This is a genomic window from Micromonospora sp. MH33, assembly GCF_003013775.1.
Classification (GTDB): Bacteria; Actinomycetota; Actinomycetes; order Mycobacteriales; family Micromonosporaceae; genus Micromonospora; species Micromonospora fulviviridis.
On the sequence record NZ_MUYZ01000406.1, the window covers coordinates 1 to 4,515 of the forward strand.

At 76.0% G+C, this 4,515-nt stretch carries 1 protein-coding gene and 1 pseudogene; both read right to left on the reverse strand.

Going from position 1 to position 4,515, the window contains the following annotated elements:
• Positions 1–797, reverse strand: a pseudogene (locus B0E53_RS33270) (ATP-binding protein); the annotation flags it as partial.
• Positions 798–852: 55 nt separating this feature from the next.
• On the reverse strand, positions 853–4,515 hold a 3,663-nt coding region (gene cobN / locus B0E53_RS33275; RefSeq protein WP_246835725.1), incomplete at its 5' end, for a cobaltochelatase subunit CobN.

Consider the following 4,515-nt stretch of genomic DNA (forward strand, 5'->3'; position numbering starts at 1 on the left):
CCGGGCGGCGGCCACCCGGCGGGCCACCTCGGCGTCCGCCTCGGCCCAGCCGGCGGCGAAGCCGGCCGGGTCGGCGTCGGCGGCGAGCCGGCGGCGGACCACCTCGGCGCGTACGGCGGGATCGCGGCTGGCGGCCACCTCGACGGTGAGCCCGAACCGGTCGAGCAGCTGCGGGCGCAGCTCCCCCTCCTCCGGGTTCATGGTGCCGACCAGCAGGAACCGGGCAGCGTGGCTGACCGAGACGCCCTCCCGCTCGACGTGGCAGCGGCCCATCGCGGCGGCGTCCAGCAGCAGGTCGACCAGGTGGTCGTGGAGGAGGTTGACCTCGTCGACGTAGAGCACGCCGCGGTGGGCCGCGGCGAGCAGGCCGGGCTCGTAGGCGCGTACCCCCTCGGCGAGGGCCTTCTCCAGGTCGAGCGAGCCGACCACCCGGTCCTCGGCGGCGCCGACCGGCAGCTCGACCAGGCGGGCCGGACGGCGCTCGGCCGCCGACCCGGCCGGATGCGGCCCGTCCGGGCAGCCCGGGTCGGGCGCGGCCGGATCGCAGGCGAAGCGGCAGGCCGCGACCCGGTCGACCGGGGGCAGCAGCCCGGCGAGGGCGCGGACGGCGGTGGACTTGGCGGTGCCCTTCTCGCCTCGGACCAGCACCCCGCCGACGGCCGGGCTGACCGCGTTGAGCAGCAGGGCCAGGCGCATCTCGTCCATCCCGAGCACCGCACTGAACGGGTACCCACTCACTGCGACTCCTTCGTTCGCGACTGCGGGGCTCGCAAACCCGGCTCACTCCTCGCGCTCACTGCGACTCCTTCGTTCGCGACTGCGGGGCTCGCAAACCCGGCTCACTCCTCGCGTTCACTGCCGGTCCTCCAGGTCGCCCTCGCTGGCCAGATACGTCTCGTGCAGGCGGTCGAGGGTGGCCGGCTCGGGTGCCGCCCACAGCCCCCGGTCGGCGGCCTCCAGCAGCCGCTCGGCGATGCCGCGCAGCGCCCACGGGTTGGACCGCTCCAGGAACTCCCGGGTCTCCGGGTCGAAGAGGTACGCCTCGGCGAGCCGCTCGTACATCCAGTCGTCGACGACCCCGGCGGTGGCGTCGTAGCCGAACAGGTAGTCCACGGTGGCGGCCAGCTCGAAGGCGCCCTTGTAGCCGTGCCGGCGCATGGCGGCGATCCAGCGCGGGTTGACCACCCGGGCGCGGAACACCCGGCGGGTCTCCTCCCCGAGGGTGCGGGTGCGCACGTCGTGCGGCATGGCCGAGTCGCCCACGTACGCGGCCGGCGAGCCGCCGGTGAGGTGGCGGACCATGGCCACCATCCCGCCGTGGTACTGGAAGTAGTCGTCGGAGTCGACGATGTCGTGCTCGCGGGTGTCCTGGTTCTTCACGGCGACGGCGATCCGGGCGAAGGAGCGTTCCATGTCGGCCCGCGCCTCCCGCCCGTCCAGCCCCGGCCCGTACGCGTAGCCGCCCCAGACGGCGTACACCTCGGCCAGGTCGGCGTCGGTGCGCCAGTTCCGGGCGTCGATGAGCGGCAGCAGCCCGGCCCCGTACGCCCCGGGTTTGGAGCCGAAGATGCGGGCGGTGGCCCGGCGCGGGTCGCCGTGCTCGGCGACGTCCGCGTCGACGTGCGCCTTCACGTAGTTCTCGGCGGCCGGCTCGTCGAGCGCGGCGACCTGCCGGACGGCGTCGTCGATGAGGGCCACCACGTGCGGGAAGGCGTCCCGGAAGAAGCCGGAGATGCGCACCGTGACGTCCACCCGGGGGCGGCCCAGCTCGGCCAGGGACAGCACCTCGACGCCGGTGACCCGGCGGGACCGGTCGTCCCACGTGGGACGGACCCCGAGCAGCGCCAGCACCTCGGCGATGTCGTCGCCCTGCGTGCGCATGGCGCTGGTGCCCCAGACGGTGAGCCCGACCGAGCGCGGGTACGCCCCGGTGTCGGCGAGGTGCCGGGCCAGCAGCGAGTCGGCGAGGGCCAGCCCGACGTCCCAGGCGTTGCGGCTGGGGATGGCCTTCGGGTCGACGGAGTAGAAGTTGCGCCCGGTGGGAAGCACGTTGACCAGCCCCCGGGTGGGCGAGCCGGACGGGCCGGGCGGCACGAACCGGCCGGCCAGCGCGCCGAGCACCCGGTCGATCTCGTCGGTGGTGCGCTCCAGCCGGGGCACCACCTCGCGGGCGGCGAAGCGGAGCACCTCGGTGACGTCGGGCACCGGCGCGCCGACCACCTCCTCGACCACCGCGCCGGCCCTGGTGTCGTCCCAGCCGAGGGTCTCCATGCCGAGCACGAGCCGGCGGGCCAGGGACTCGATCAGGTCGACGGCGTCGGCGGCGGTGGCGGCCGGCCCGTCGACGGCCTCGGTGAGCGCCGCCGGCACGGCGATGCGCGCGCCGGGCGCCGCGAGCAGCGCCGCCTCGTCGAGGCCGGCGTGGGCGGCGAGGGCCTGGCGCAGCCCGGGCAGCGCCCGGACCCCGCCCCAGACCTGCGGGGCGCGCAGCACGGCGAGCACCAGGTTGACCCGGGCCTCCCCGGCGGGCGCCTCGGCGAGCACGTGCAGGCCGTCGCGGATCTGCACGTCCTTGACCTCGCAGAGGTAGCCGTCGAGGTGCAGCACGAAGTCGTCGAAGTCGTCCGAGCCGGGCATCTCCGCCTGGTGCAGGTCGTGGTGCAGCTCGGCGGCGCGGACCAGCTCCCAGATCTGCCGCCGCACGGTGGGCGCCTTGGCCGGGTCGAGGGCCTGCACGGTGGCGTACTCGTCGAGGAGCTGTTCGAGCTTCGCCAGGTCGCCGTACGTCTCGGCGCGGGCCATCGGCGGCACCAGGTGGTCGACCACCACGGCGTGCGCGCGGCGCTTGGCCTGGGTGCCCTCGCCGGGATCGTTGACGATGAACGGGTAGACCAGCGGCAGGTCGCCGAGGACCGCGTCGGGGGCGCAGTCGGCGGCCAGCCCGAGGCCCTTGCCGGGCAACCATTCCAGCGTGCCGTGCTTGCCGAGGTGGACCACGGCGTCCGCGCCGAAGCCGCCGTCGTCGACCGGCGCGGCCAGCCAGCGGTACGCGGCCAGGTAGTGGTGGCTGGGCGGCAGGTCCGGGTCGTGGTAGATCGCCACGGGGTTCTCGCCGAAGCCGCGGGGCGGCTGGATGAGCAGCGCCACGTTGCCGAAGCGCAGCCCGGCCAGGACGAGGTCGCCGCCGTCGGTGTAGAGCCGGCCGGGCGGCTCGCCCCAGTGCTCCCGCATCCGGTCCCGCAGCGGGGCGGGGACCGCGTCGAACCAGCGCCGGTAGGTCTCCCCCGGCACCCGCGCCTGCGCGGCGGCGAGCTGTTCGGGGGTGAGCCACTCGACGTCGTGCCCGCCGGCGGCGATCAGGGCGTGGATCAGGGCGTCCCCGTCGTCCGGCACCGGAGCGTCGCCCAGGTGGTAGCCGGCCTCGGCGAGGGCGGCGAGCAGCCGGACCGCGGAGGCCGGGGTGTCCAGCCCGACCGCGTTGCCGACCCGGGAGTGCTTCGTCGGGTACGAGCTGAGCACGACGGCCAGCCGCTTGTCGGCGTTCGGCACGTGCCGCAGCCGGGCCTGGCGGACGGCGATGCCGGCGACCCGGGCGGCACGCTCCGGGTCGGGCTGGTAGACGGAGAGGCCGTCGGCGTCGATCCGCTTGAACGAGAACGGCACGGTGACGATCCGGCCGTCGAACTCGGGGATGGCCACCTGCATGGCGGCATCCAACGGGGACAGCCCGGCGTCGCTGGCCGCCCACCGGTCGTGGTCGCTGGTGAGGCAGAGCGCCTGGACGATCGGCACGTCCAGGGCGGCGAGGGCCCCGACGTCCCAGGCGTCCTCATCGCCGCCGCCGGAGGCGTCCGCGGCGACCGTCCCGCCGGCCGCGAGCACCGTCACCACGAGGGCGTCGCAGCGCGCGAACTCCTCGAGCGGGCCCGCGCCGGGGGCGAGCCCGCGCAGCGAGCCGCAGAACACCGGCAGCGGCTGCCCGCCGGCCGCGGTGACCGCGTCGGCGAGGGTCTCGACGAAGCCGGTGTTCCCGGCCAGGGCGTGCGCCCGGTAGAAGACGATGCCGACCACGGGCCGGCCGTCGGGCGCCGGGTCGGGGCCGAGGATCCCGTGCGGCGGGGTGGGTGCGGGCGGTGCGAAACCCTCGCCGGTGAGCAGCACCGTGTCGGAGAGGAACCGGGCCAGCTCGGCGAGGTTCTCCGGGCCGCCCTCGACCAGGTAGGCGAGCACCTCGACGACCACCCCGGCGGCCACCGTGGACGCCGCCATCAGCTCCGCGTCGGGCACCGCCTCGCCGCCGAGCACGACGGCCGGCACGCCGGAGTCGAGCACCGCGGCGAGGCCGTCCGGCCACGCCTGCCGGCCGCCGAGCAGGCGTACGACGGCCAGGTCGACGCCGTCGAGCAGCGCGGGCACGGCGTCGGCGGCGACCCGGGCGGGGTTCGCCAGCCGGTAGTCGGCGCCGCTGGCGCGGGCGGCGAGCAGGTCGGTGTCGGCGGTGGAGAGCAGCAGGAT